Origin of the sequence: Natrinema salifodinae (assembly GCF_900110455.1) — an archaeon.
In the GTDB taxonomy this organism is placed as follows: Archaea; Halobacteriota; Halobacteria; order Halobacteriales; family Natrialbaceae; genus Natrinema; species Natrinema salifodinae.
This window is the reverse complement of the sequence record NZ_FOIS01000002.1, coordinates 183,527-208,904: the sequence shown is the minus strand read 5'-3', so window position 1 is coordinate 208,904 and position 25,378 is coordinate 183,527. Positions and strand designations below refer to the sequence as shown.

General features: G+C 65.8%; 22 protein-coding genes. 15 read left to right on the top strand and 7 right to left on the bottom strand.

Annotated features, from left to right (window positions below; all coding sequences use genetic code 11):
• The first annotated feature begins 38 nt into the window (after window positions 1-38).
• Together BMY29_RS06445 and tenA are read left to right on the top strand one after the other, a co-directional pair.
• Window positions 39-578 (top strand): CBS domain-containing protein, encoded by a 540-nt coding sequence (locus BMY29_RS06445; RefSeq protein ID WP_049991593.1) that lies wholly within the window; start codon window positions 39-41, stop codon window positions 576-578.
• A gap of 176 nt (window positions 579-754) precedes the next feature.
• Complete coding sequence (tenA, locus tag BMY29_RS06440; RefSeq protein ID WP_049991594.1) at window positions 755-1,438, top strand: thiaminase II; 684 nt, start codon at window positions 755-757, stop codon at window positions 1,436-1,438.
• A 42-nt stretch (window positions 1,439-1,480) separates the two neighbouring features.
• Here the strand turns inward: tenA and BMY29_RS06435 are convergent, their stop codons facing one another.
• Window positions 1,481-1,894, bottom strand: coding sequence for a helix-turn-helix domain-containing protein (locus tag BMY29_RS06435; RefSeq protein ID WP_049991595.1), 414 nt, complete (start codon window positions 1,892-1,894; stop codon window positions 1,481-1,483).
• Between the two features lie 137 nt (window positions 1,895-2,031).
• Between BMY29_RS06435 and BMY29_RS06430 the strand changes: the two genes are divergently transcribed.
• The gene (locus BMY29_RS06430; protein ID WP_049991596.1) at window positions 2,032-2,634 is read left to right on the top strand and encodes a DUF8170 family protein; all 603 of its coding nucleotides are present in this window, start codon (window positions 2,032-2,034) and stop codon (window positions 2,632-2,634) included.
• A 66-nt stretch (window positions 2,635-2,700) separates the two neighbouring features.
• Here BMY29_RS06430 and BMY29_RS06425 read toward each other — a convergent pair whose 3' ends face one another.
• Window positions 2,701-3,675: an aldo/keto reductase gene (locus BMY29_RS06425; protein WP_049991597.1), complete on the bottom strand. Its 975-nt coding sequence runs from the start codon at window positions 3,673-3,675 to the stop codon at window positions 2,701-2,703.
• 429 nt (window positions 3,676-4,104) lie between these two features.
• Here BMY29_RS06425 and BMY29_RS06420 point away from each other — a divergent pair, with 429 nt between their 5' ends.
• Window positions 4,105-4,599: a hypothetical protein gene (locus BMY29_RS06420; protein WP_049991598.1), complete on the top strand. Its 495-nt coding sequence runs from the start codon at window positions 4,105-4,107 to the stop codon at window positions 4,597-4,599.
• A gap of 291 nt (window positions 4,600-4,890) precedes the next feature.
• Here BMY29_RS06420 and BMY29_RS06415 read toward each other — a convergent pair whose 3' ends face one another.
• Both BMY29_RS06415 and BMY29_RS06410 read right to left on the bottom strand, forming a co-directional pair.
• Window positions 4,891-6,318, bottom strand: coding sequence for a sodium-dependent transporter (locus BMY29_RS06415; RefSeq protein ID WP_049991599.1), 1,428 nt, complete (start codon window positions 6,316-6,318; stop codon window positions 4,891-4,893).
• A 262-nt stretch (window positions 6,319-6,580) separates the two neighbouring features.
• Window positions 6,581-8,455 carry a formate/nitrite transporter family protein gene (locus BMY29_RS06410; RefSeq protein ID WP_049991600.1) on the bottom strand — a complete coding sequence of 625 codons (1,875 nt, stop codon included), beginning with the start codon at window positions 8,453-8,455 and terminating at the stop codon, window positions 6,581-6,583.
• A 368-nt stretch (window positions 8,456-8,823) separates the two neighbouring features.
• On the opposite strand from BMY29_RS06410, the gene BMY29_RS06405 reads away from it, so the two are divergent.
• On the top strand, window positions 8,824-9,258 hold the full coding sequence (locus tag BMY29_RS06405) for an SRPBCC family protein (protein WP_049991601.1): 435 nt from the start codon (window positions 8,824-8,826) through the stop codon (window positions 9,256-9,258).
• Between the two features lie 198 nt (window positions 9,259-9,456).
• On the top strand, window positions 9,457-9,834 hold the full coding sequence (locus BMY29_RS06400; RefSeq protein ID WP_049991602.1) for a winged helix-turn-helix transcriptional regulator: 378 nt from the start codon (window positions 9,457-9,459) through the stop codon (window positions 9,832-9,834).
• A gap of 131 nt (window positions 9,835-9,965) precedes the next feature.
• On the opposite strand, the gene BMY29_RS06395 is transcribed toward BMY29_RS06400, so the two are convergent.
• On the bottom strand, window positions 9,966-11,414 hold the full coding sequence (locus BMY29_RS06395) for a short-chain fatty acid transporter (protein WP_049991603.1): 1,449 nt from the start codon (window positions 11,412-11,414) through the stop codon (window positions 9,966-9,968).
• 62 nt (window positions 11,415-11,476) lie between these two features.
• Here BMY29_RS06395 and BMY29_RS06390 point away from each other — a divergent pair, with 62 nt between their 5' ends.
• Window positions 11,477-12,763, top strand: a complete 1,287-nt coding sequence (locus BMY29_RS06390) for an MFS transporter (RefSeq protein ID WP_081985504.1) — start codon at window positions 11,477-11,479, stop codon at window positions 12,761-12,763.
• Window positions 12,764-12,820: 57 nt separating this feature from the next.
• On the opposite strand, the gene BMY29_RS06385 is transcribed toward BMY29_RS06390, so the two are convergent.
• On the bottom strand, window positions 12,821-13,267 hold the full coding sequence (locus BMY29_RS06385; protein WP_049991605.1) for a UPF0179 family protein: 447 nt from the start codon (window positions 13,265-13,267) through the stop codon (window positions 12,821-12,823).
• A 113-nt stretch (window positions 13,268-13,380) separates the two neighbouring features.
• Window positions 13,381-13,869 carry a DUF5820 family protein gene (locus BMY29_RS06380; protein ID WP_049991619.1) on the bottom strand — a complete coding sequence of 163 codons (489 nt, stop codon included), beginning with the start codon at window positions 13,867-13,869 and terminating at the stop codon, window positions 13,381-13,383.
• Window positions 13,870-14,527: 658 nt separating this feature from the next.
• Here BMY29_RS06380 and BMY29_RS06370 point away from each other — a divergent pair.
• From BMY29_RS06370 to BMY29_RS06335, 8 genes are all read left to right on the top strand, one after another.
• On the top strand, window positions 14,528-16,600 hold the full coding sequence (locus BMY29_RS06370) for a PrkA family serine protein kinase (protein WP_049991620.1): 2,073 nt from the start codon (window positions 14,528-14,530) through the stop codon (window positions 16,598-16,600).
• 1 nt (window position 16,601) lies between these two features.
• Window positions 16,602-18,890 (top strand): PrkA family serine protein kinase, encoded by a 2,289-nt coding sequence (locus tag BMY29_RS06365; protein WP_049991606.1) that lies wholly within the window; start codon window positions 16,602-16,604, stop codon window positions 18,888-18,890.
• Window positions 18,881-20,206 (top strand): YeaH/YhbH family protein, encoded by a 1,326-nt coding sequence (locus tag BMY29_RS06360; RefSeq protein ID WP_049991607.1) that lies wholly within the window; start codon window positions 18,881-18,883, stop codon window positions 20,204-20,206. The genes BMY29_RS06365 and BMY29_RS06360 overlap by 10 nt, the downstream gene beginning before the upstream one ends.
• A gap of 17 nt (window positions 20,207-20,223) precedes the next feature.
• Window positions 20,224-22,254, top strand: coding sequence for a SpoVR family protein (locus BMY29_RS06355; protein WP_049991608.1), 2,031 nt, complete (start codon window positions 20,224-20,226; stop codon window positions 22,252-22,254).
• 121 nt (window positions 22,255-22,375) lie between these two features.
• On the top strand, window positions 22,376-23,440 hold the full coding sequence (locus BMY29_RS06350; RefSeq protein WP_049991609.1) for a HEAT repeat domain-containing protein: 1,065 nt from the start codon (window positions 22,376-22,378) through the stop codon (window positions 23,438-23,440).
• Between the two features lie 22 nt (window positions 23,441-23,462).
• Window positions 23,463-23,852 carry a secondary thiamine-phosphate synthase enzyme YjbQ gene (locus tag BMY29_RS06345; protein ID WP_049991610.1) on the top strand — a complete coding sequence of 130 codons (390 nt, stop codon included), beginning with the start codon at window positions 23,463-23,465 and terminating at the stop codon, window positions 23,850-23,852.
• A gap of 195 nt (window positions 23,853-24,047) precedes the next feature.
• Window positions 24,048-24,491 (top strand): response regulator, encoded by a 444-nt coding sequence (locus BMY29_RS06340; RefSeq protein ID WP_049991611.1) that lies wholly within the window; start codon window positions 24,048-24,050, stop codon window positions 24,489-24,491.
• Window positions 24,492-24,588: 97 nt separating this feature from the next.
• Entirely contained in the window at window positions 24,589-25,323 is a 735-nt protein-coding gene (locus BMY29_RS06335) for an SDR family oxidoreductase (RefSeq protein ID WP_049991612.1), read from the top strand.
• Window positions 25,324-25,378: the final 55 nt, after the last annotated feature.

The following is a 25,378-nucleotide window of genomic DNA, read 5'->3' as shown; positions in this document are numbered from 1 at the left end:
CCCAAAGCCCTTTCTATAACCCGTGGTTATCCATACGTATGGAACTCCCGACGCCCGCCGACCTCCGACAACGCCGCACCGAGCTCGGACTCACGCAGAGCGAACTCGCCGAAAAGGCTGACGTCTCCCAGCCGCTGATCGCCCGGATCGAGGGCGGCGACGTCGACCCGCGGCTATCGACCCTTCGGCGAATCGTCAACGCCCTGGAGAAGGCCGAGAGCGACGTCATCCGCGCCGCCGACCTGATGAACGAGGCCGTCGTCAGCATCGCGCCCGACGACCCGGTCAGCGAGGCCGCTCGCAAGATGGAGGAGGAAGCCTACTCCCAGCTGGCGGTCATTCAGGACGGCATCCCCGTCGGCTCGATCAGCCAGAGCGACCTGGTCCACGTCGATTCCGAGGCCCGCGACGAATCCGTCGAGGACCACATGAGCGAGAGCTTCCCGACCGTCTCGAAGGACGCTACCTTGGACGAGATCAGCAACCTGCTCGAACACTACAAGGCCGTGATGATCACCGAGGCTGGCGAGACCGTCGGCATCATTACCGAGGCCGACATCGCCGCGCGGCTGTCCTGATCGGATCGGTCCGCGACGATTGTGACTTCCCGTCCGGATCGTTCGGCTCGCCTGGTTCGCCATCCGGCGGAACCCGGCCGCAACCGACGATCGCTAACGGCGGACGAGCACCGACGGAGATAACAGAGTTGTATTGGCCGATAATATTACGGTGGTCGCCGTCTCCTCGAGTAACCATGGCGACCAGCGATCGATTGCTCGAGGCCGGTGGAGAGATCTGGAACGCGCAGAAGAGTCACCCGTTCGTGACGGAGCTCGCGGACGGGACGCTCGCGGAAGACGCCTTTCTCACGTGGGTCCGGCAGGACTACCGCTATCTGCTCGACTACGCGCGCGTGTTCGCGATCGCGGGCTCGAAGGCTCGCGACGAGGCGACGATGACCAGGCTGTTCGGGATCGCGCACACGACGCTCGACGACGAGATGGATCTCCACCGGGAGTTCGCCGCCGACTACGGGCTCTCGCCGGCGGACCTCGAGGCCGCGCAGAAGGCGCCGACCTGCGTCGCGTACACGAACTTCCTGTTGCGGACCGCCTACGAGGGGACGCTCCCGGAGATCGCGGCCGCGATCTACCCTTGCGGGCAAGGCTACCTCGACATCGCCGATCACATGGCCGACCGCGCACCCCAGGAAGACCACCGGTACGCGCCCTTCATCGAGAAGTACACGAGCGACGAGTTTCGCGAGGTCGTCAACTGGATGCGTTCGTTCGTCGACCGGTACGGGGAGCGCTACCCCGAGCAGTACGAGGCTATGGAGGCGGCGTTCCTGACGAGCGCTCGCCTCGAGTTCCGCTTTTGGGAGATGGCCTATCGGCGAGAGGACTGGGGACTGCCGACCGCCGGGACCGACGCCTGACCGGCTCTCGGCCCGCGGACGGACGGCGGTCGGGCCGCGGTGTCAGTCGCGGTCGGGACGGGGCGCGTTCTCGTACGTGACCATCTTCTCGGGTTTATCGGAAATCGTCTCGTAGATCCGCTGGAGCGTCCCTTCGGCCGCGAGCAGGTTATGCTGTTCGAGGAACGTGCGGCCCTCGTCGGTCAGGCTGTAGAACTTCCAGGGATAGCCCTGCTGCCGTTTTTCTTCCGGGAGCGCGACCGCTTCGACGATTCCGGCGTCGATCAGCTTCTGGACGTGTTTGTAGACGGTCGCCCCGCTCACGCTCGGGTTCAGTTGCTCGAGTTCGTACATCGACGGCAGCTGGTCGGGGTGCTGGAGGATGTTGGCCACGAGCGCGAACCGCGTCTCCTGGGTGACGAAGTGGAGGAGTTCGCGCGCGTCCGCCCCCTCGGGCGCCCCCGCGTCGGTACTCATACGGCCGGCTACGGAGCGTGGCACCATGTAGTTTACCCTGCGGTAAATTACCCTAGAGTAAGATTCGGTCTCCGGCAGATATCGGAAAGGGAATCGACACGGTAACTACTATCCGTAATTCGCGAGAATCACTGTGTATGACAGACGACGATCCGCCGGGTCCGGACGTCGATGCCGGCTCCGGCCCCGATTTCGATCCCGAGCCAGACCCCGAGGCGGTCCTCGGAAGCGCGACGGAGCAACTCTCGGCTGCGGACCTCTCGCTGGCGGACAATGAGGACCTCCTCCGCTCGCTAAGTGAACTCCGGCCGGTCTACGAGCACGAGCGGTCGTACTTCGTCCTCGGGAACTACGACCGCGAGCCGATCCGCCGACTGAACCTGGTCGTCGACCGGCTGAACCGCCGGCCGGACGCCTACGCCTTCCGAATGGTCGACGTCCGCGGCGACTGGGACAACGGGATCCAGAAGTTCTGCCTGATCGCGGACCTGGTCACCCACGTCATCGGCGTCGCCGAGAAGAACCCGAGCGGGTTCCTCGTCGAACAGGGGCTGCTCGCGGGTGCCGAGGAGTACTTCGAGAAGACGCACGTGCTCAAGCGCGAGTATCCCGACGCCGACGAGGATCGCCCGTACGACTGGATGCAGGACGGCGTCTTCGACCTGCTCGACGCGGCGGACCGCCTCCACCGGTGGGAGACCGAACCGGACCTCGTCGCGGCCGCCGACCGGCTGCCGTGAGTCCGCGTCCGCAACTCGCGCCCGGGCTCGAAACTCTCCCGACTGTCACGACCGCCGGTCGCGGACTCACTCGTGACCCGACACCGGCACCGGTTCGTACGGCTCCTCGAGATAGGCGATATCCGACGCCGACAGGGAGATATCGAGCGCCTCGACGGCCTGCTCCAGATGCTCGACGCTGGTCGTCCCGATGATCGGTGCGTCGACCCAGTCCTTGTGGAGCAACCAGGCGAGCGATATCTGGGCCATCGTCACCCCTTTTTCGGCGGCCAGTTCCGCGACGCGCTCGTTGATCTCCGGGCCGCCGCCCTCGCGGTACGGGTGGTCGTACATGTGCTCCTCGGCCTCGCCGCGGGTGGTCGCGTCGATCTCCTCGTGGGGGCGCGTGAGGTAGCCCCTGGCCAGCGGCGACCACGGGAGCACGCCGATATTTTCCGTCTCGCAGAGGGGTAGCATCTCGCGTTCCTCCTCGCGGTAGACGAGGTTGTAGTGGTTCTGCATCGTGACGAACCGTTCGAGTCCGAGTCGATCGCTCGCGTGCAAGGCGTCGGCGAACTGATGAGCCCACATCGAGGAGGCGCCGACGTACCGCGCCTGGCCGCGGCGGACCGCGTCGTCGAGCGCCCGCATTGTCGTCTCGATCGGCGTGTCGTAATCCCAGCGGTGGATCTGGTAGAGGTCGACGGTGTCCATGCCCAGCCGATCGAGGCTGGCCTCGAGTTCCTGTTCGATGGCCTTCCGCGAGAGGCCGCCCGAGTTCGGATCGTCCTCGCGCATCTGAAAGTAGCCCTTCGTCGCGACGACCGACTCCTCGCGGTGGCCCTCGAGCGCTTCGCCGAGGATGCGCTCGGACTCGCCCTTCGAGTACAGGTTCGCCGTGTCGAAGAAGTTGATCCCGAGGTCGATCGCGCGCTCGATGATCTCTTTGCTTTCCTCGTCGCCGAGGACCCACTCGCGCCAGTCGCTCGAACCGAAGCTCATGCAGCCGAGGCAGAGGCGACTGACCTCCATGCCGGTCGAACCGAGCGTCGTGTACTCCATACCGACCGTACGGGAACCTGTGGAAAAACGGTACCTGGTGCGGCAATCGAGACCAGGTCTCCCGGCGTCACGTTTTAGTGCGACCGGAAATACACGACCGTCTGACTATGGCGGGCGAACGCGACGACCGAGACACCGAGCGCAACGACGACGGCGGTATCGTCTCGCGCATCAAGCGCGTGTTCAGCCGCGGCTGAACGCGCTCTCGGCCGTTTTGCCGTTCGCCACCGCCGTTTTTCGCACCGCCGATCCGACGACGAGCCGGTAGTGCAGTCGACGACCGATGGGAGGACAGCAGTAGATAGCACCGCGGTTTCTTCATCCGGAGCTAGCCGTGAAAACCCGCGTTCAGTACAGGTGAAGTAATTATCGCCGGAAGTCCGTGGGAGGACAATTGTTAGGCAAAACGCTCGCCAACTACCAGGCACCATGTCAGACGAAGACGTGAGTGACCGAACGCCGGGCCAGAATCCGATCCTCGACCGGCTCGACCGGCTCGTCGGGGAGTGGGAACTGGAAGTGCCGCTGGACGGGCAAACGATTAGGGGCGGACGCGTGACGTTCAATTGGCTGGAAGATAGAGCCTTCCTCGTTCAACGATCGGAGGGGGGAGATCTTTTGGAAGCGCCCACCGAATGGATCGAGAACGCGCCGCACTCCACTGTATCGATCATCGGTTTGGACGATACGAGCGAGCAGTTCACGATGCTCTACGCCGATTCTCGTGACGTCTTCCGTGTGTACCAAATGAGCCTGAGTGAGGGGGTCTGGAAACTGTGGAGGGACGCACCTGGGTTCTCACAACGCTTTACTGGCACCTTCGACGATGACGGCGATACGATCGAGGGCAGGTGGGAACGCTCGGACGACGGAATCGAATGGGAGGTCGATTTCGACGTGACCTACAAACGGGTCGGAGAGTAAGGAAGGAGTACGACGGATGGCATCCGTAGAAGCGGCCGGCATTGACGCCCGACTGGAAGCGGCTCCTTCGGAATCGCCCAGTCCGAGAGGGCTTCGCTCTCTCGAGATTTCGCCGAGGGCGTGACTCCGTCGCGCTCATGGTTCGAAAGGCGCGAAGCGCCGTTCGTCACTAAGCGGGACCGAAGGTCCCACGAGGTCCGCGAACTCGGAGGGTTCGCTCGATCACGAGAGAGTTGCGCTCTCTCGAACGACAGCGCAGACGTTCGATTCGAACTGAGCAACTTATCTCAGTCAGTCCGTGCTCTCGCTCGGTTGCGGTCGGGTTTCGGAGACAGAACGACGGGCCACTACCACGAGCACCAGCACCGTCAGCAGCGTCGCGACCAACAACGGTCCCGGTCCCGTTGAGAACCCGATCAAGGCCGCGACGTCGGCGTAGAACGTAAAGAGGAGAAACGCCGGGAAGAGGGTCCCGATCGCGTACCGCCACGGGATCACCAGCGGGCGCGAGAGCGGCCCTGCGCCTTCGAGGTACTCCTCGATCGCGGCCGGACCGAGCACCCAGGCTGTGTACACCATGAACCCGGTCAGACCGAGCACCAAGAGGAGATCGACGAGGTGGTCCGCGAACAGCGTAAACACCGCGGGGCTGAACGCGTTCACGCCGCCGGTGAGTACGACCAGCGCGAATAGCCCCCGGGTCGCCGTCGAGCGCTCGAGATCGAACTCGTCGACCAGAAACGAGACCGGAATCTCGAGCATGCTGATCAGACTCGTGAGGGCTGCGAGGAGAACGACGAGGAAGAAGACCGCGCCGAGGAGTCGCCCGCCGGGCAGGCTCGCGAACGCACTGGCGATCCCGACGAACAGGGCGCCGGGGCCGCCCTCGGTCGGTCCCGGCGTGAACGAGAACAGCAACGGGAACACCACGAGACCGGCCAAGATACCGATGCCGAGATTGAACACGGCGATGAGTGAGGCGTCGAGGGGCAGCGAGCGGTCGTCGTTGACGTAGGAGGCGTAGGTGATCATCGTTCCGCTGCCGATCGAGAGGGTGAACAGCGCCTGGCCGGCGGCCGATCCCAGCACCGACAGGAAGTTCTCCGCGAGGTAGGCGCCGTCGAATTCGAGGTAGAACTCGTATCCCTGCGCGGCGTTGGGCTGCTGGGCCGCCCAGATCGCGAGTCCAACGAGCAATACGACGACGCCAGGCATCATCACCTTCGTCGTCGCCTCGATGCCGCGTCTGATCCCCGCGGCGACGATCAGAGACGTGGCCGCGAGGACGGCGAGTTGGTAGCCGAACGCTTCGGCACCGTAGCTGATCGCCGCGAAGTGGGTTTCAGGAGCCGCGAAATAGGCTCCCGTCGCGCTCTCGAGGAAGTACCGAAGGATCCACCCGCCGACGACGCTGTAGAACGACATCAGCAGAATCGAGGTGACGACACAGAGCGCGCCCAACGCCGTCCAGAAACGCGATCCGGCGAGCGATTTGAACGCCCCGACTGGGTTCCGATTCGACCGTCGGCCGATTACGAACGCGGCCAGCAACCCCGGCACCCCGACGACGAGGACAATGAGCAGATACAAAATCAGAAAGGCGCTTCCGCCGTTCTCCGCGGTCATCCACGGGAACCGCCAGATGTTCCCCAGCCCGATCGCGCTTCCGACCGCGGCCAGGATGAATCCGGCGCGACTCGCCCAACTCTCACGTACCATTCTGTCTCAGGGAACCAACTCGGCGCGCATAAGGATTGTTGATCAGTGGCTCAGTTCATTCGCGGTGACATGGAATCAGCTACTCCGAACACGATGCGTAACCCGGTCAGTTCGCATCGCTACGTGACGATTTGACTCATTCGGATTCAGCACCAATACCGAGTAAAGAAATGAGGTTACCAACTACTGAGAGGGATCGGGTCGCGGGACGACGCCGATCGACAGCGACGCGTTTCAGGGCTGGCGATTCCGGGAGTTGCGCTTACGGACGACCCAACAGTCGCTTGAGAATGTTCCCGTTGCTGGGCCGTTCGGCGAGCAGGACCGAACTGTCGACTTCGTTGACGACGTCCATGTGCAGGGAGTCCCTCACCAGCCGCGAGAGCAGTCCCGACTCCGTCGCGCCGATGATCACGAGCGAGCTGTCGGCGGCCTCCCGACAGATCGCCTTCTCGACGTCGCCGGTGGCATCGATCGTGAGCTCGGCGTTCTCGAGGTCGTGCTCGGCGGCCCAATTCGCGAGGAACGTCCGGCCCTCCGCGCGGTCTTCGGGATTCTTGACGACGTGCAAGAGATTCACGTCCGACCCGTCGGCCTGCTCGAGCGTGCGGGCGACCTCGGCGCTCAGGTCCGAGTCCGGCCCGCCGGCGGTCGGCAGGAGGATCCGCGAGGTGTCCAGATCCCGGTCCTTGAGGACGAGGAAGTCACAGGGGAGGTCGCTCGTGAATTTGCTGATCCGGCCCTCGGTGTGACCGGCGTCCCACGGCTGGTTGTCGCCCCAGTTCAGGACGACCAGGTCGGCCCGCTCGCGCTCGGCGGTGTCGAAGACGTCCTCAAACGAACGGTGGGAGACGACCGTCGAGGTCTCGCACTCGACGTCGTAGGGTTCGATCGTCTCGCGGACCCCCTCCATCAGTCGGTCGGATTCGGAGATAATCCGTTCGTTGCGGTCGGAGCCGTACCGCATGGACCGCCGGTCGGGCATCTGGATGATGTGAACGGCGTGGACGACCGCGTTCTCGTGGGCGTCGGCCAGCGTCGCGGCGAAGTCGACGATCCGCGACTCGGTGCGGGGGTTGGCGATCGGAACCAGCACGCGGTAGGTTTCGCCGTCCTCGACCGCCGAGACCTCGGCGGTGTCGATCAGGGGGACGTACGACCGGCCAGCGTAGCTCCCGAACAGCCACTCCCGCAGCGAGAGCTGTCGATTGGTCCCCTCGAATCGGGCCGACTCGAGGCGGCGTTCGCTCGTCTGGAAGTAGTTGACGACGGTCACCAGCAAAATGCCGCCGATGGTGTTGCCGAGCGCCACCGGGAGCACGAAGTGAACCAGGCCAACGTACAGGGAGAGTTCGCCGATGAAGACGACGTAGGCCATCTCGGTGAAGGAGGTGACCACGTGAAACAGGTTCCCGATCGGGATCGCGAGGAAGGCCATGTAGACGATCACGATCCTGGCGACCGTCTCGCGGGCGGCGTACTCCACCCAGACGACGCCCGCGACGATCAGGCCGGCGAAGGCAGCCTTGAAGAACAGGTCGAGCCACGCCGTCTCCGGGCCGTGAGTGCCGAGATAGCGCGCCGCCTCGGCCGCTTCGGGGGAGAAGACGCCGCCCCAGGCGAGCACCGCCGCGCCGATCGCGCCGCCGGTAAAGTTGCCGGCGAGAACGATCGTCCAGTGGCGCAACAGGGCGGGGAGGCTGGCGATCCGCTCCAAGGTGAGCGCGACCGGCGGGAGCGTGTTTTCGGTGTACAGTTGGTAGCCGCCGATGATGATATAGATGAAGCCGAGCGGATACAACAGTGCGCTCAGAATCGGATGGCCGCCGGTCTCGCCGTACAACGAGGCGTACAGTAAGACGGTGATCGTGATCGCGAAGCCGGCGGCGATGCCGCTGAAGAAGAGTTCGCGGCTGCCGGAGGTGACCTCCTCGTCGGCCGCTGCGACGATGCGCTGGAAGACCTCGTCGGCCGAGAAGCGGTCGCGGACGACCGCACCGACCGCCGGGGCACCGCTTCTGGACCGTTCGACCGCCTGCCTGACCTGCTCCTGTTCGGGTGGATCGCGGTCCGGTCGTTCCTGCTTGGGGGGATCGCGGTCCGGTCGTTCCTGCTCGGGTGGATCGGGTTCGCTCATTGTCTGGTACGCATCCGTAGAGCGAGGACGTGTTTAGTATCTGCTATCGCTGTACTATCAATAAGCGTGTATGTTTGCCCGATCGCCCGATTCGCCACCAGCAGGTCCGAATTCATCCGCTCGACGTCCCATTTGATTGCGACGAACGCGCCGGCCGCGAGCACCCAGTACGCGGCGGGCGACCCCAGGCCGCCGCCGTCGGAGTGCCGACCGCGAACGTCGCGGCGGTGTTGGTGAGGTGCTCGGGGAGAACGGTCGCGGCGACCAGGCCGCCGCGTACGGCATCGCGCCTGGCGACGGTCCGGCGCCGGCCGGGAGATCTGCCGCCCGTGCAAACCCACATTGCCGAGGAGCGCGTACTATCGACGATGACCCGAGTCCGGACCACGCACACCCCGGACGGCCGCCGCATCGAGGTCTCGCACGTTTTCACCGCCCCCGCGGCCGACGCCTGGGAGGCCCTCGTCGACACCACCAGGTGGCCCGCCTGGTCGCCGATCGTGATCGGTGTCGAATCGACGGATCGGCGGATCCAACCCGACACGACCGGCCGAATTCGGGTTCCGGGCGCCTGGGTCCCCTTCCGGATCACCTCGCGAACGGAGCGGCGCTGGACCTGGCGCGTCTCGGGAATTCCGGCCGCCGGCCACCGCGTCGACGACCTCGGCGAGGGGCGCTGTCGGGTCGCGTTCGAACTGCCGCTCCACGGGACGGGGTACGTGCCGATCTGTCTGCGCGCGCTCGAGAATCTCGAGACGGTGCTCGAGGGCGACCAGGCGCGAACGGAGCCGTCGGCGGCCTGATTTTCGCGTCGGTTCCGTCGGTTCTGCTAGTTCGGTTCCGCGCCGGTTCTCGCCGACGAGTCTCCCACGAGCCACGGCCGTCGGCGGCGACTCCGAAGGGCTCTCGAAGTGTCCTCGTGATAGCTACTGACGACGTGTTAGCTGGTTCGATTCCGAACCCCTAAACCGGTCCGCGCCGTAGCCGACCGTAGACGACCAATGTCTTCTCCACAGACGCAACCCCGCGATCGAGAGCAGGACCAGCGCGGCCACGACCGCGACGACGCCTGCCCCGTCATCGCCTCCCTCGAGCAGATCGGTTCCCAGTGGCGCCTGGCGGTGTTGCACGAACTGCTGGACGGCGAACAGCGCTTTAACGAACTCAAGCGCTCGACCGACGCGAACGCGCGGACCCTTTCGCGCGTACTCGACGATCTCGGCGAGATGGGCTTCGTCGAACGTCGCATCGAGGAGGACGCCCCCGTCGCGACCTACTACAGCCTCACCGACAAGGGCGAGTCCCTCGAACCGGTCTTCGAGGAGATCGAGTGCTGGGCCGGCTCCTGGCTCGAAGAGGGCGCGCTCGAGGCGGAGTGACCGACGCACGACGGTAGCTGCCGATTTTCTGCCGCGCTGTCTCGAACAGGAGCGGTGCGATTCGAACGCTCGTCGCCGCGTCACGTCGGAGGGCTCCGACGAAGCGGGCGTGATAGCGATGGTCGCGCCGGTCAGTACGGCAAGGCGTACAACGCGACCGTCAGGAACGGAATCAGCGCCAGCAGCATCGCCACGGCGTAGCCGAACATCTCCCGGGCGCGGATCTTCGTGATCGCGAGCAGCGGCAGCGCCCAGAACGGGTTCAGCAGGTTCGTGTGCGCGTCGCCGACGGCGTAGGCGATCGTCGCCTGGCCGACCGGGATCCCGACCTCCTGGGCGGCCTCGAGGACCGGCGGCCCGAGGACGATCCACTCGCCGCCGCCCGAGGGGACGAACAGGTTGACGATGGCGGCCGTGAGCCAGGCGATCACCGGGAACGTCTCGGGCGTCGAGATCGCCAACAGGGCCTGGGCCATCGTCTCCGCCAGGCCGGAGCCGCTCATCATGCCCTGAATGCCCGCGAAGAAGGGGAACAGGAGAATGATCCCGACGGCGGCCTCCGCGGCCTCGCCGAACCGCTCGCGGTAGGCCGCCGGTCGCGTGTAGATCGCCAGGCCGACGAACAGGAACGCGAAGTTCAGGACGTTCAGGTTCAAGGCGGCGAGACCTCGGGTGTAAAACTCCCAGGCGATCACCGCGACGCCGGTCAGCGCGATGAGCCCGCCGAGGAGCCGACTGTTGTCGATGCGCTCGGCGGGGAGGCGATCGCCGTTCAGCCGGCCGTTCGCCGCGCTCTCCCGGTCGTCGACCGCGGTATCGTCGACGCCACCGTCGGGCGAGGACTCGAGCAGTTCGTCCTCCGGGATGTAGTCGGTGATCTCCCGCGACCGCTCCGCCGGGGGCGTCAGCAGGTACAGCACGACCGCCGCGAAGGCGATCGACAGCGCGGTGAGCGAGAGCGCGTACGCGCTGAAGACCGTCGCGGACGTACCCACCGGCCCGTCGACGATCCCGAGGTCGACGAACTCGTTGCCGGGCGTCGCGAGCAAGAGCGGGGCAGACCCCGAGAGACCCCAGTGCCAGGTGAGCCCCAGCCCCATATAGCCCGCCACGCACAGCAGCGGGTAGTGAACCGCGATCCCCTCCCGGTAGGCGGCCGTGCCCATCTCCCGGGCGAAGATCGCGCCGACGACCAGGCTCAGTCCCCAGTGGACCCAGGCCAGCGCCATCGAGACGGTCCCGACCAGTACGACGGCCTGGCCGGCGGTGTTCGGGATCGCCGCCAGGCGCTGGAGCGCGTCGTTGACTCGCGGATGATACGCGATTACGAACCCGGTCATGATGATCAGGACCATCTGCATCGCGAACTCCAGGAACGCCCAGAACCCGTCGTACCAGAACATGACCATGTTCGACGGCCCCTGATTTTCCACGACCATTCCGACCAGAAAGACGACGTACGATAAGATGATCGCGAACAGGAACGGGCTCGGCATCCACCGCTCGACGACGTCCGCGATCCGGTTACCCGCGCGTTCGATGACGTTGCCGGTCGCCGCCGCGTCGTCCACCGATGACATGTGTGTCCTGATATCAAATAGCGTGTTAAGCGTTATGTGCCGCGGGGTGGGAATGCGACCGAATGCGACGCGACAGCGGCTCGGATCGATCCCGAAGCCCTGCGGGTGTGCTCGACGGGGCGGATGCGCCGCCCGACCGCGACGTCTACCGGGGCTGGTACGTCGTCGCCGGCGGGTTCGTCGGCGCGTTCGTCGTCTTCGGGCTCTCCTACGCCTTCGGGGTCTTCCTCGGGCCGATGCAGCGGGACCTCGGCGTCTCCCGGTCGGCCGTCTCGTTCGTCTTCTCCCTCCAGACGGTCGTGATCTACCTCGCCGCGGCGATCCTGGGGGTGCTCGCCGATCGATTCGGCGTCCGGCGGCTGCTGGCGTTCGGCGTCGCGGCGCTCGCGCTCGGCGGCCTCTGGACGAGCCAGACGACCTCGTACGTCGCGCTCTTGCTCGCCTACGGCGTCGTCACGGCGGCCGGCCTGGGCGCGATCTACGTCGTCTCCTACGCCACGGTCCCGCGGTGGTTCCAGCGCCGGCGCGGCCTGGCGACCGGGATCGCGACCGCCGGGCTGGGCATCGGGATGGTCGCGATGTCGCCCGCCGCGAACGCGCTCGTCGGGGTGCTCGAGTGGCGCCTGGCCTTCCTGGCGCTCGTCCTCGCCGCGACGGTCGCCGTGGCGGCCGTGACGCCGCTGTTCGCCGACGATCCCGCCGCGAGCGGCGTCGAGCCGGGCGCCGAGTTCCCCGAGGGCGTGCCGGATCGGGAGCCGCCGGACTGGGCGACCTACCGGACGGAACTGCTCGCGGTCGCGACCTCCCGCTCGTTCCTGTTCGTGTTCGCGGGCTGGGTGCTCGTCTACGGGACGCTGTACGCCGTGCTCGTCCACGTCGTCCCCTACGCCGGCGACGTCGGGCTCGGCGAGGGGACGGGTGCGCTCGCGCTCGCGGCGATCGGCGCCACGACGGCCGCCGCCCGGATCGGCATCGGCGGCCTAGCCGACCGGCTCGGCCGTGTCCGGACGTTCGTCGGATGCTCGGCGATCATGGCCGCGTCGACGCTGTGTCTGCCCTTGCTGGACTCCGCGGTCGGGTTGTACGCCTTCGCCGTCGTCTTCGGGATCGCTTACGGAGGCAACGGCGCCCTGCTCTCGCCGCTGACGGTCGACCTCTTCGGCGCGCGCAACCCGAACGCGATCTTCGGCCTGGTGTCGCTGTCCTTCGCCGTTTCCGGCCTGGTCGCGCCCTGGGCCGCCGGGCTCGTCTACGATCTCGCGGGAACGTACACGCCGGCGTTCCTCGGTGCGGGGGTCGCGGGACTGCTCGGGACGGCGTTGCTCGCGCTCGCCGGCGCTGACGCGTGAGATCGGTCGGCGAGCCTCGAGGGGAGAAGAGAGAACGGAACGCGGAGAGGACGCCGGTTAGTCGTCGGCCCCGAGTTCGACCAGTTCGAGCGAGCGATCGAGGTGACAGACGTCGTGGGGCGGGTCGCCGACGATGTCCGTGATTCGGTACTCCTCGTCGAACTCGACGCCATCGGGCTCGCAGTACTCGTGGCTCGGACACTCGACGTACGGACAGGGGCCCGGCAGGCTCGTCTTGCTGCCGGCGAAGGCTCCCTTCGACGTGATGTTCGCGCGCACGGGCACGGGTTCGACCTCGACGGCGCGGACGCCGCCGTCGTGCATGGCGCACTCCAAGGTCTGGGCGTTCTCGCGGATGGCGGTGACGCGGTACTTCGTGTCGGGCTCGAGGTTGAGACATTGGCTGCGGTAGGGACATCCGGCGCAGCCGTCGGCCTCCCCCTGATAGACGAACTCGGTTCCCGGCTCGGCCAGGCGGGATCCGACGAGCGTGACGGTCGACATAGTGAGCCGTAGTTGCCACTCGCGGTTAAGGCTCACGCGTCAGGGGACCGAAATCGGTTTCGAGGGAACGCCCCGCCGAATCGAGCCGCGTCGCGGGCGGCAGGGCTCGGCTTTCAGGTCGCGGCTCCGCCGTCGCCGCCACCGCCGTTGCCGTTCCCGTTTCTCCCTCCGTCCTCGCCGTCGTCGCGCCCGGTGAGTTCGTCGAGGCGCTCGAAGTACGCCTCGCGGGGCACCTGATACAGCTCCCGGTAGTCGATCTCGCCGGCGTCGAACGACCGGGCCAATTCGACCGTCCGGTCGAGCGCCTCGTCTCGGGTCGGGAACCGCAGCGTCTCGTTTAACGAGACGTCCGGCTCGAGATAGAGCGTGACGAACCAGTCCTCGGCGTCGGCGGTGTCGGCGGGGTTGATGCCGGGCCGACGGGTCCGCTTGCCGTGGGTGAGATACAGCGTCGGCAGGCACGGCGCGGGAAACGCATCGGCGTTGAAGACGTCCGGCCGGTAAGCCAGGACGAGCCGCCCGTCCTCGCCCTGACTCCAGACCTCCCAGGCGTCGGGCAGCCGCGAGCGATCCGACCCGCCGTCGATGTCCGAGTCCGACATGACCGCCCGTAGGCGGTCCCGCCCTATATCGTCGTCGCGACCGGCCGACCGCTCGGCCGGTGCTGGTCGCCGATCGATCGCGATCGTCGGGTCCGTCGAACCGTTTGGATTCGCCTGGCGAACCGCGACCGCCGGCGCGTCGCGCGAGCGTCGGGCCGGCGCGCGCGAGCCGAACGTGGGCATTGCAGGCGGTCAACTTATGACGCAACCCGCCGAATATGGGGTGTGGTACCGAAGATCATCACAGTGTCATGGCAGTATTTACCTGAAATAAAATCCTGCCAAATACCTTTTGGGGCTAAGGCTAAGTAGCTGGATTACACCTCATTAAATACTATCGGTATCCGCTCGCCGGACCGATTCCACTCCGCGCCCGTCCCCGGCGCGCCGTTGCCCGGACCGTGACGCGGTCGCGCGCAACATTGAGTGGTGATAGATCGCACATGACACGGCAAACCGCCGCCCACGAGAGGGTCACGCTCCTCGAGCGCCCGCTCGAGGAGTCCGACGACGACGGCGCGCTCACGTCGGGTGACGCAACGCGATGGATTCCGACGGTTCGGCCGCGAGACGCCTCGGCTGGACGACTGACGTCCGCTTTCACGCCCCGTGTCCGCACGGACGACTGTAGATGGGGGAACCCGCACTCAACGATACCATGACCGGTGACATCGAGACACTCGAGCAGCTCAGTACGGATTACAAGGAATCGATGCCCGCAGACCTGCGGGAAACCAAGTCCTTCAACTGGTACTTAGAGGAGGTCTACGAGGACCCGAAGGTCTCCCGCAACGCCCACCAGCGCGTCGCGGACATGTTCGACTACTATGGGACCGCCTACGACGAAACCGAGGGGATGGTCGAGTACCAGCTCGCCAGCGAGGACCCCCTGGGCGACGGTGAGAACACCTTCTACGGGAAGGTGATCCACCAGTCGATCCACGAGTTCGTGAACAAGGTGAAGTCCGGCGCCCGCCGGCTCGGTCCCGAGCGGCGAATCAAGCTCTTACTCGGCCCGGTCGGCTCCGGCAAGTCCCACTTCGACAAACAGGTCCGCAAGTACTTCGAAGACTACACGCTCCGGGACGACGGCCGGATGTACACCTTCCGCTGGACCAACCTCTGTGACGTCATCAAGGATCAGGACCCCGCCGACGACACCGTCCGATCCCCGATGAACCAGGACCCGCTCGTCCTGCTCCCGCTCGAACAGCGCCAGCGGGTCATCGACGACTTGAACGAGAACCTCGACGCACCGTACACGATCCAGAACGAGCAGGCCCTGGATCCCGAAAGCGAGTTCTACATGGACAAGCTGCTGGCCTACTACGACGACGACCTCCAGCAGGTCTTAGAGAACCACATCGAAATCGTCCGCCTGGTCGCCGACGAGAACAAGCGCCAGGCGCTCGAGACCTTCGAGCCGAAGGACAAGAAGAACCAGGACGAGACGGAGCTGACCGGCGACGTCAACTACTCGAAGATCGCCATCTACGGCGAGTCTGACCCGCGCGCGTTCGACTACTCGGGGGCCTTCTGTAACGCCAACCGCGGGATCTTCTCCGGCGAGGAGCTGCTCAAACTCCAGCGCGAGTTCCTCTACGACTTCCTCCACGCCACCCAGGAGCAGACGATCAAGCCGAAGAACAATCCGCGGATCGACATCGACCAGGTGATCGTCGGCCGGACGAACATGCCCGAGTACAAGGACAAGAAAGGCGACGAGAAGATGGAGGCCTTCAACGACCGCACCAAGCGGATCGACTTCCCATACGTCCTCTCCTACGAGGACGAGGCCGAGATCTACCTGAAGATGCTGACCAACGCCGACGTGCCGGACATCAACGTCGAGCCCCACACCTTAGAGATGGCGGGGCTGTTCGGCGTCCTGACCCGCATCGAGGAGCCCGACACGGAGACCGTGGATCTGCTCTCGAAGGCCAAGGCCTACAACGGCGAGATCGACGAGGGCGACGACATCGACGTCAAGAAGCTCCGCGAGGAGGCCGAACAGAAGGCCGAGATCGGCGAGGGCATGGTCGGCGTCTCGCCGCGGTTCATCGGCGACGAGATCGCCGAGGCGATCATGGACTCGAAACACCGCCAGCGCGGGTTCCTCTCGCCGCTGACGGTGTTCAACTTCTTCGAGGAGAACTTAGAGCACCACGGCTCCATCCCCGAGGAGAACTTCGAGACCTACTACCGCTACTTAGAGACCGTCCGCGAGGAGTACCGCGAGCGCGCCATCGAGGACGTCCGCCACGCGCTGGCCTACGACATCGACGAGATCCAGCGCCAGGGCGAGAAGTACATGGACCACGTTATGGCCTACATCGACGACGACACCATCGAGGACGAACTCACCGGTCGCGAGCAGGAACCCGACGAAACGTTCCTGCGCAGCGTCGAGGAGAAACTCGACATTCCCGAGGACCGCAAGGAGGACTTCCGCCAGGAGGTCTCTAACTGGGTCTCCCGTCGCGCCCGCGAGGGCGAGGCCTTCAACCCGCAGGACAACGAGCGCCTGCGCCGCGCGTTAGAGCGCAAGCTCTGGGAGGACAAGAAGCACAACATCAACTTCTCCGCGCTCGTGTCGGCCAACGAGTTCGACGACGACGAGCGCTCCTCGTGGATCGACGCGCTGATGGAACAGGGCTACTCCGAGGAAGGGGCCAAGGAAGTGCTGGAGTTCGCCGGCGCGGAGGTCGCCAAAGCCGAAATGGACAACTAACATGGCGCGAGGAAACGACTACGTCCGCGACGCCGACCGGACCCTCGAGGAGACCTACGAGGAGCCGATGAGCCTCGCGGCGTACGTCGATCGGATCTTCGAGAACCCGACCATCGCCTCCCACGCCTCGAAGTACCTGCTCGAGGCGATCGAAGCCGCCGGCACCCGAACCGTCGTCGAGGAGGGTGAGGAGAAGAAGCGCTATCGTTTCTTCGACGACCCGTACAACGACGGCGAGCACGCCATCCTCGGCAACACCGAGGTGCTCAACGGGTTCGTCGACGACCTGCGGTCGATCGCCGCCGGCCGGGCCAAAGACGAGAAGATCATCTGGTTCGAGGGCCCGACCGCGACCGGCAAGTCCGAGCTCAAGCGCTGCCTGGTCAACGGGCTGCGCGAGTACTCGAAGACGCCGGCGGGACGGCGGTACACCGTCGAGTGGAACGTCACGACCGCCGAGGCCAGCGAGCGCGGCCTGAGCTACGGCGGGGACGCCACGGCGGCCGACGACCAGAACTGGTACGAAAGCCCCGTCCAGGCCCACCCGCTGTCGGTGTTCCCCGAGGAGGTCCGCGAGGACCTGCTGGCGCGGCTCAACGAGGTGCTCGACGACCACGTTCCGGTCCAGGTCGACGCGCAACTCGACCCGTTCTCTCGGGAAGCATACAACTTCCTCGAAGAGCGCTACCGCCGCGAGGGCGAGGACGAGCTGTTCTCGGCGATCACCGACGAGAACCACCTCCGCGTGAAGAACTACGTCGTCGACGTCGGACAGGGCGTCGGCGTCCTCCACTCGGAGGACGACGGCCGGCCCAAGGAACGGCTCGTCGGCTCGTGGATGCACGGCATGCTGCAGGAACTCGACTCGCGGGGACGCAAGAACCCGCAGGCGTTCAGCTACGACGGCGTCCTCTCGCAGGGTAACGGCGTCCTCACCGTCGTCGAGGACGCGGCCCAGCACGCCGACCTGCTCCAGAAGCTGCTGAACGTCCCCGACGAGCAGTCGGTGAAGCTGGACAAGGGGATCGGGATGGACGTCGACACCCAGATGCTGATCATCTCGAACCCCGATCTGGAGGCCCAGCTCAACCAGCACGCCGATCGCAACGGGATGGACCCGCTGAAGGCGCTCAAGCGCCGGCTGGACAAACACCGTTTCGGCTACCTCACCAACCTCTCGCTCGAGACGGAGCTGATCCGCCGCGAGCTGACCAACGAGACGGCGGTCTGGGAGGCCGAGAGCTACGGCGAACTCGCCGAGCGGATCCGCGCGCCGGTGCGGGTGACGATCAAGGGCCAGGACGGCGAGACGCGGACCCAGGAGTTCGCACCCCACGCCGTCGAGGCGGCCGCGCTGTACGCGGTCGTCACGCGACTCGACGAGAACGACCTCCCCAACGGGCTCGACCTCGTCGACAAGGCCCTGATCTACGACCAGGGCTACCTCCAGGAGGGCGACATCCGCCGGGAGAAAGACGAGTTCGACTTCGACGACGACGGCAACGACGGCGACCACGGCATTCCGGTCACGTACACGCGAGACACCCTCGCCAAGTTGCTCCAGACCGACCTCGACCGCCACCACGCCGACCTGCCGGTCGAGGACGTGGTCATGCCCCGCGACGTGTTGAACGCCATGGTCGAGGGCCTGATCGACGCGCCGGTGTTCTCGACGGGCGAGCGCTCCGAGTTCGAGAACCGCGTGGTCCCCGTGAAGAACTACATCTACGACCAGCAGGAGAGCGACGTCATCGAGGCCATCATGCACGACAAGCGCGTCGACGAGGAGACCGTCGCCGAGTACGTCGAACACGTTTACGCGTGGGAAACCGACGAGCCGCTGTACAACGACCGCGGCGAGCGCGTCGAGCCCGACCCGCTGAAGATGAAGGTGTTCGAGATCGAGCACCTGGGCCGGTTCTCCGAGGACGACTACGACGGGAACCTCCCACGGGAGAGCGTCCGGAACTTCCGGCGCGAGAAGGTCATCACGTCCCTGAACCGTCACGCCTGGGAGCACCGCAACGAGGACTTCTCGGTCGAAGACGTCGACCTCACGGCGATCCCGGTGATCAAGACGGTCCTCGAGAGCCACGACTGGGACGACGTCGAGCGGACCTTCGAGGACTTCGACCCGCGACAGTGGGACGACCCGCCCGGGGGGACCGAGACGGCGCAGGTCAAAGCAGACACGATCGAGACCATGGTCGACCTCTTCGGCTACTCGGAGGCGTCGGCCGAACTGACCAGCAGACACGTCATGGGACAGGTGAGCTACAGATGGGACTGAGAGACGACCTCGAACGATTCCGCGAAGTCGGCGAGGAGCGTCGTGAGGACCTCGCCGACTTCATCCAGTACGGCAACCTCGGGCAGAGCCGCCCCGGCGAGATCAACATCCCCGTCAAGATCGTCTCGCTGCCCGAGTTCGAGTACGACCAGCGCGACATGGGCGGCGTCGGCCAGGGCGACGGCGGTACGCCCGACGCCGGCCAGCCGGTCGGCCAGCCACAGCCCCAGCCTGGCGACGACGGCGACGAGGGTGAGCCTGGCGAGGAGGGCGGCGAGCACGAGTACTACGAGATGGACCCCGAGGAGTTCGCCCAGGAACTCGACGAGGAACTCGGGCTCGATCTCGATCCGAAGGGCAAGAAGGTCGTCGAGGAGAAGGAGGGGCCGTTCACCGACCTTACCCGCACCGGGCCGAACAGCACGCTCGACTTCGAGCGGATGTTCAAGGAGGGGCTCAAGCGCAAGCTCGCGATGGACTTCGACGAGGAGTTCCTGCGGGAGCTGTGCAAGGTCGAGGACATCGAGCCTCGCGATGTCTTCGAGTGGGCCCGCGGCGAGAACCTCCCGGTCTCGATGGCCTGGATCGAAGAGGCCTACAAGGACGTCCCCGACGAGGAGCGCGGGACGTGGGCGTCGATCGAGGAGGTCGAGAACAACGTCGAGCGCGAGGACGTCCAGCAGAAGATCCGCCGCGAGGGGATCGATCACGTCCCCTTCCGACGGGAGGACGAGCGCTACCGCCACCCCGAGATCATCGAGGAGAAGGAGAAGAACGTCGTCGTCGTCAACATCCGCGACGTCTCCGGCTCGATGCGCGAGAAGAAGCGCGAGCTCGTCGAGCGGACGTTCACGCCGCTGGACTGGTACCTTCAGGGCAAGTACGACAACGCCGAGTTCGTCTATATCGCCCACGACGCCGACGCCTGGGAGGTCGAACGCGACGAGTTCTTCGGCATCCGCAGCGGCGGCGGGACGAAGATCTCCAGCGCCTACGAACTCGCCAACGAACTGCTCGAGGAGTACCCCTGGAGCGACTGGAACCGCTACGTCTTCGCGGCGGGCGACTCGGAGAACTCCTCGAACGACACCGAGGAGCGCGTCATCCCCATGATGGAGGAGATCGACGCCAACCTCCACGCCTACGTGGAGACCCAGCCCAGCGGCAACGCGATCAACGCCACCCACGCCGAGGAGCTCGAACGCCACTTCGGCACCGACGCCGACGACGTCGCGGTGGCCTACGTCAACAACGAGGAGGACGTGACCGACGCGATCTACGAGATCCTCTCGACAGAGAGTGATGAGGATGAGTAACGAAAGCGGTGGTTTCCATGAGTAAGTCCAACTCCAACGCGGATCGGTTCCGCAAACAGGCGATCGCCAGCGAACTCGAGGAGCCGGTCAAAGAGGCCCGCAACCTGGCCAAGACGCTCGGTCTCGATCCGTACCCGGTGAACTACTGGATCATCGACTACGACGAGATGAACGAACTCATCGCCTACGGCGGGTTCCAGACCAGGTACCCCCACTGGCGGTGGGGCATGCAGTACGACAAGCAGCAAAAGCAGGGGCAGTACGGCGGCGGGAAGGCGTTCGAGATCGTCAACAACGACAACCCCGCCCACGCGTTCCTTCAGGAGTCGAACACGGTCGCGGACCAGAAGGCGGTCATCACCCACGTCGAGGCCCACTCGGACTTCTTCGCGAATAACGAGTGGTTCGGCATGTTCACCCGCGGACGCTCCGACGAGGAGCAGGTCAACGCCGCCGCGATGTTAGAGCGCCACGCGCGGGCCATCGACGAGTACATGTCCGATCCCGATATCGACCGCGCCGAGGTCGAGAAGTGGATCGACCACTGCCTCTCGCTGGAGGACAACATCGACCAACACCGGATCTTCGAGCGCCGGCTCGACGTCGACGGCCCGGCCGGCGAGGAGATCGACGAGGACATCGCCGAGAAACTCGACGAACTCGGCCTCTCCGACGAGATCAAGGGCGAGGTGTTCGACGACGAGTGGCTCGAGAAGCTCAAGGGCGAAGAGGGCACGGCGAACTTCCCCGAGGAACCCCAGAAGGACGTCTTAGCGTTCGTCCGCGAGCACGGCAAGCAGTACGACGACGAGAGCGAGCGAGCGGTCGAGATGACCGAGTGGCAGCGGGACATCCTCGACATGATGCGGGCGGAGGCGTACTACTTCGCCGCCCAGAAGATGACGAAGGTGATGAACGAGGGGTGGGCCGCCTACTGGGAATCGACGATGATGACCGACGAGGGCTTCGCCGGCGACGACGAGTTCCTCAACTACGCCGACCACATGGCGAAGGTGCTGGCCTCCGGCGGGCTCAACCCCTACAGTCTCGGCATGGAGCTGTGGGAGTACGTCGAGAACACGACCAACCGGCAGGAAGTTCTCGAACACCTGCTGCGCGTCGAGGGCGTCTCCTGGCGCAATCTCACCGACGTCGTCGACTTCGAGGACGTCCTCGACGCACTCGAGCCGCCGGACGCGATCGCGACGATTACCCCCGAGACGCTCGATCAGCTCGAGGAGGTCCCCGACGCGTGGGTCGACCGCGACGCCCTCGAGGCGGCCCGCGAGGGCGAGATCGACGTCGAGAAGTATCCCTGGAAGGTGCTGACCTACGAGGGCCTGGCCCGCCGCCACTACTCGCTGGTCCGCCGGCAGAACCGCGGGTTCCTCGCGCGGGTCAATCAGAACGAACTCGAGCGGATCGGCCGCTACCTGTTCGACGACGCCCGCTACACCTCGGTCGAGGAGGCGCTCGCGGACGTCGACTTCGCGACCGGCTGGGACCGGATGTTCGACGTCCGGGAGAGCCACAACGACGTCACCTTCCTCGACGAATTCCTGACCCGGGAGTTCATCACGGAGAACAACTACTTCACCTACGAGCACTCCCAGGCGACCGGGCAGTTCCACGTCGCCAGCGACGAGGCCGAGGACGTCAAGAAGAAGCTCCTGTTGCAGTTCACTAACTTCGGGAAGCCGACGATCGCGGTCTACGACGGCAACTACAACAACGCCAACGAACTGCTGTTGGGCCACCAGTACAACGGCGTCATGCTCGATCTGGGCAAGGCGAAGGAGACGCTCAAGCGCATCTTCGAGCTGTGGGGCCGGCCGGTGAACCTGCTGACGATCGTCAAGGAGGTCGACGAGCACGACATCGAGGTGGCCAAGCGGCGCAACCGCGAGCCCGAACCCGAAGAGCAGGGCAAGCTGCTCCGGTACAACGGCCAGACGGTGACCACCGAAGACGTGCCCTGGGAGGAAGTCGAGCACCTGGCGGCCGACGACGTCGACTACGACACGAAACCCGACGAGTGGCTCGCCTAACGCGGTCGGGTCTCCCCGTCTTTCCGCTCTGAATCAGTTCGAGGCGTAGCAGCGACCGCGGCGTACTGCGGCGCATCCGGCCAGAATACTTATCCCCATTATCGTACATGCAGGAGATACGATGGATGGGGACGGGGGCGAGACCGTCGAGCCCCGGGGTCGGGGGACCACCGGGACCGAGTTCGATCTACCGTCGGTTCTCGCGCAACTCGATGATACCGAATCGAAAACACAACGGACCGCGGTCCGCCGGATTCGCGCTGCGATCGACGACCGAGGGACGCCGGCGGCAGCCGTCCCGACGGTTCCGAAGCTCCGGGCGCTACTCGAGCAACCGTCGATCGACTTCCGCGACGAGGTCGCCGCCTGCCTCGCCGACCTGGCGGCCGAAGCGCCCGCCGACGTCGCGCCGTCGGTCGACACGATCGTCATCGTCGCCGTCGAGTTCACCGACGGGTCGGACGAATCGAGCGAATCGGACGGGGCGGCCGACGTCACGCGAGCGCTGCTGCGCTGTCTCGCCGCCGTCGCGGCGGACCGACCGGACGTCGTCGCCGACCACACCGCGTCGATCGCCGTCGTCCTGGCGCGCGGAGACGGCTACGATCGCCGGGGACTACGGGCCCTGGCGCGCGTCTCGAGATCACACCCCACAGCGGTCGAACCGGCGGCGTCGGTCCTCGCCGACGCGCTGGCCGCCGATCCGGACGCGAACGGACGACTGACCCTGCGCGCGCTCGGTCGCCTGGCCGGCTCCGATGCGACGGTGCCTGCGTTCGACTTCGTCGAGCAGGCTGCCGCGCTCGTCGAACACGACGACGCGGCGCTGCGCTACGACGCGCTCGGCTGTCTGGGCGACGTAGCCCGCTCCGAGCCGACCGCGCTCGAGCCGGTCTGTGCGGAGCTCGAGGCGGCGCTCTCGTCGTCCGATCCGGACACGCGGGCGATCGCCGCGGTCACGGTCACTCGCCTGGCCGCCCAATGCCGGCGCGCGATCGATCCCGTTCGGGACCGGCTGGTCGCGCTGCTCGAGGACAACCAGGCGCACGTGCGGGCGAACGCCTGCGTCGCGCTCGGCCAGGGACGCGTCGACGCGGCCGCCCCGCGTCTCGAGACGCTCGCGAGGGTGGATCCGGCGCCGAACGTGCGCGATCGCGCCGCGTGGGCGACGGAGCAACTTTCGTAGTCGCTGCGATCGTGTCTCGACCATGGAGTTCACCGTCGAGACGGACGCCGAACTGACGACCGTCGACGTGACAGATCGCATCGCCGCGGCCGTCCCCGACGACTGCGAGTCGGGGACCTGTACGGTATTCGTCCGACATACGACGGCGGGGGTGGTCGTCCAAGAGGACGAACCCAGGCTGCGCGGAGATCTCGAGTCGTTTCTCCGGGAACTCGTGCCGGACGAGGGACACGCGCACGATGAGTTGGATGGAAACGCCGACTCGCACCTTCGAGCGGCGCTGATCGGCTCGGACGTCACGATCCCGATCGAGGACGGCGACCTGGCGCTCGGCACCTGGCAGTCGGTAATGGTTGTCGAGTGTGATGGGCCGCGAACGCGGACGGTCACCGTGACGACCGTCGGGGACTGATCGATCCCGGCGACGGCAATGCCGATGGCGATACCGATGACGCCGACTCCAGCGGGCGAAAGCCGATCCGATTCTCGAGGCCCAAAGCATCTAGCAAGTACCCTTAAACGGACGTCTTGACTAGATAGAGATAGTCAGTGGATCGGATGACACAAGCAACCAGCGCCGGCGGATAGCAGTATCAATGAGACTCATATGAGCAAGCAGCCCACAGACCCGGTCGGCGTTCTCCTTGTCGAGGACGATCCGACGGACGCTCGCCGCATTCGCGAGGCGTTCGAGGGATTGGACACGGAGACGTCGATCCGCGCAGTCACCGACGGTACCGAAGCGCTCGGCCTCCTGACCGACCACGACGGCGAGTCGTCGCTCCCGGATTTCCTCTTGCTGGATCTCGATCCGTCCGAGTCGGACGGTCGAGAACTCCTCGAAGCCCTCACGGACGAGCCGGTTCTCACCCGGCTTCCCGTCCTCGTCTTGGCCTGCTCGACGACCTTCGGGACGGTCCGCGAGCGCTACGAACTCGCAGTCAATGCCTATCTCAGGAAGCCCACCGATCCCGAGGGGTACGACGATCTGGCTGACGCGGTCGCGGAGTTCTGGTTCGAACGGGCCGCGCTGCCGCCGACGCCCGCGTAGCGTCTTCGAACGTCGCGACCGACGCCGAGACGCGACGCGTCGCACTTGCTGGCGGTCGCCCCCTCCTTTGATGCGAACCGATCGCACAGTATCGACCATGGCAGTCGCGACCGATTTCGACGTCGACTTCGAGGGAACCGTTGCGGTGATCACCGGTGCGAGCGGCGCGCTCGGCAGCGCCGCCGTCGATCGCTTCCTCGCGGCGGGGGCAACGGTCTGTGCCGTCGACGTGATTGCGCCGGACGACGAGGACAGCCAACTCGAGCGCGATCCTGACGACGAATCCGCCCTCGCGTTCTACGAGGCCGACCTGACCGACGAGGACGACGTCGCCGACCTGGTGTCGACCGTCGTCGCCGACCACGGGCGGCTCGACCACCTGTTGAACATCGCCGGGACCTGGCGGGGCGGCGACCACGTTGAGGACACCGACCTCGAGGAGTTCGGGCTCCTCGTAGACGTCAACCTGAAGACCGCCTTCCTCGCGTCCAAACACGCCCTGTCGCACCTACAGGAATCGGAGGGGGCGATCGTCAGCGTCAGCGCGCGCTCGTCGCTCGAGGGCGGCGAGGGCGACGGTCCCTATCGGATCACCAAGGCCGGCATCCGAATCCTCACTGAGACGCTCGCGGAGGAGAACCGCGGGACCGTCCGAGCCAACTGCGTCATGCCCAGCGTGATCGACACGCCGATGAATCGAGAGATGATGCCCGACGCGGACCACGACTCGTGGGTCGATCCGAGCGAGATCGCGGACGTGATGGCCTTCCTCTGTAGCGACGGCGCGGCGGTGACCAGCGGCGCCGCCGTGCCGGTGTACGGCGAGGCCTGAAAGAACGAAAAAGGACTCCGGAACCGGAGACCGGTCTGAGTCTGAATCCGAATCG

Bases quoted from the DNA above. Each gene is read 5' to 3' on its own strand.
- BMY29_RS06430 (WP_049991596.1), top strand. From the start codon at position 2,032: ATGACAGACGACGATCCGCCGGGTCCGGACGTCGATGCCGGCTCCGGC.
- BMY29_RS06445 (WP_049991593.1), top strand. From the start codon at position 39: ATGGAACTCCCGACGCCCGCCGACCTCCGACAACGCCGCACCGAGCTC.
- BMY29_RS06350 (WP_049991609.1), top strand. From the start codon at position 22,376: ATGGATGGGGACGGGGGCGAGACCGTCGAGCCCCGGGGTCGGGGGACC.
- BMY29_RS06435 (WP_049991595.1), bottom strand. From the start codon at position 1,894: ATGAGTACCGACGCGGGGGCGCCCGAGGGGGCGGACGCGCGCGAACTC.
- BMY29_RS06395 (WP_049991603.1), bottom strand. From the start codon at position 11,414: ATGTCATCGGTGGACGACGCGGCGGCGACCGGCAACGTCATCGAACGC.
- BMY29_RS06415 (WP_049991599.1), bottom strand. From the start codon at position 6,318: ATGGTACGTGAGAGTTGGGCGAGTCGCGCCGGATTCATCCTGGCCGCG.
- tenA (WP_049991594.1), top strand. From the start codon at position 755: ATGGCGACCAGCGATCGATTGCTCGAGGCCGGTGGAGAGATCTGGAAC.
- BMY29_RS06355 (WP_049991608.1), top strand. From the start codon at position 20,224: ATGAGTAAGTCCAACTCCAACGCGGATCGGTTCCGCAAACAGGCGATC.
- BMY29_RS06335 (WP_049991612.1), top strand. From the start codon at position 24,589: ATGGCAGTCGCGACCGATTTCGACGTCGACTTCGAGGGAACCGTTGCG.
- BMY29_RS06340 (WP_049991611.1), top strand. From the start codon at position 24,048: ATGAGCAAGCAGCCCACAGACCCGGTCGGCGTTCTCCTTGTCGAGGAC.
- BMY29_RS06345 (WP_049991610.1), top strand. From the start codon at position 23,463: ATGGAGTTCACCGTCGAGACGGACGCCGAACTGACGACCGTCGACGTG.
- BMY29_RS06420 (WP_049991598.1), top strand. From the start codon at position 4,105: ATGTCAGACGAAGACGTGAGTGACCGAACGCCGGGCCAGAATCCGATC.
- BMY29_RS06410 (WP_049991600.1), bottom strand. From the start codon at position 8,455: ATGAGCGAACCCGATCCACCCGAGCAGGAACGACCGGACCGCGATCCC.
- BMY29_RS06360 (WP_049991607.1), top strand. From the start codon at position 18,881: ATGGGACTGAGAGACGACCTCGAACGATTCCGCGAAGTCGGCGAGGAG.
- BMY29_RS06390 (WP_081985504.1), top strand. From the start codon at position 11,477: ATGCGACGCGACAGCGGCTCGGATCGATCCCGAAGCCCTGCGGGTGTG.
- BMY29_RS06370 (WP_049991620.1), top strand. From the start codon at position 14,528: ATGACCGGTGACATCGAGACACTCGAGCAGCTCAGTACGGATTACAAG.
- BMY29_RS06380 (WP_049991619.1), bottom strand. From the start codon at position 13,869: ATGTCGGACTCGGACATCGACGGCGGGTCGGATCGCTCGCGGCTGCCC.
- BMY29_RS06385 (WP_049991605.1), bottom strand. From the start codon at position 13,267: ATGTCGACCGTCACGCTCGTCGGATCCCGCCTGGCCGAGCCGGGAACC.
- BMY29_RS06365 (WP_049991606.1), top strand. From the start codon at position 16,602: ATGGCGCGAGGAAACGACTACGTCCGCGACGCCGACCGGACCCTCGAG.
- BMY29_RS06425 (WP_049991597.1), bottom strand. From the start codon at position 3,675: ATGGAGTACACGACGCTCGGTTCGACCGGCATGGAGGTCAGTCGCCTC.
- BMY29_RS06400 (WP_049991602.1), top strand. From the start codon at position 9,457: ATGTCTTCTCCACAGACGCAACCCCGCGATCGAGAGCAGGACCAGCGC.
- BMY29_RS06405 (WP_049991601.1), top strand. From the start codon at position 8,824: ATGACCCGAGTCCGGACCACGCACACCCCGGACGGCCGCCGCATCGAG.